The sequence below is a fragment of the Burkholderia sp. AU44665 genome, assembly GCF_030504405.1.
In the GTDB taxonomy this organism is placed as follows: Bacteria; Pseudomonadota; Gammaproteobacteria; order Burkholderiales; family Burkholderiaceae; genus Burkholderia; species Burkholderia semiarida.
Map to the genome: position 1 here is coordinate 1 of NZ_JAUJRI010000056.1, position 534 is coordinate 534.

Annotated in this window: 1 pseudogene; it reads left to right on the top strand. The window is 67.6% G+C overall.

The features are described 5' to 3' along the window. Positions 1-534: pseudogene (locus tag QZM15_RS33925) on the top strand (FAD-linked oxidase); the annotation flags it as partial.

Sequence of the window (534 nt, forward strand, 5' to 3'; positions counted from 1 at the left end):
TCGCGGTCGCGCGCTTCGAGCTGAAGTGGTTCGACGGCGCGTACGCGCCGGGCGAGAAGCTGCTGAAGACCGAGATGCTCGAGATCGAAGGCCGGCGCTTTCGCAAGGAAGGGCTCGGCAAGGACGTGACCGACAAGTTCCTCGCCGGCCTGCCGGGCGTGCAGAAGGAAGGCTGCGACGGGCTGATCACGTCCGCGCGCTGGGTGCTGCACAAGATGCCCGCGCACACGCGCACCGTCTGCCTCGAATTCTTCGGCCAGGCGCGCGAGGCGATCCCGAGCATCGTCGAGATCAAGGACTACCTGTTCGAGACGTCGAAGCAGGGCGGCGCGATCCTCGCGGGCCTCGAGCACCTCGACGAGCGCTACCTGCGCGCGGTCGGCTACGCGACCAAGAGCAAGCGCAATGCGTTCCCGAAGATGGTGCTGATCGGCGACATCGTCGGCGACGACGCCGACGCGGTCGCGCACGCGACGTCCGAAGTGATCCGGATGGCGAACGGCAAGAGCGGCGAAGGCTTCGTCGCGGTCAGCG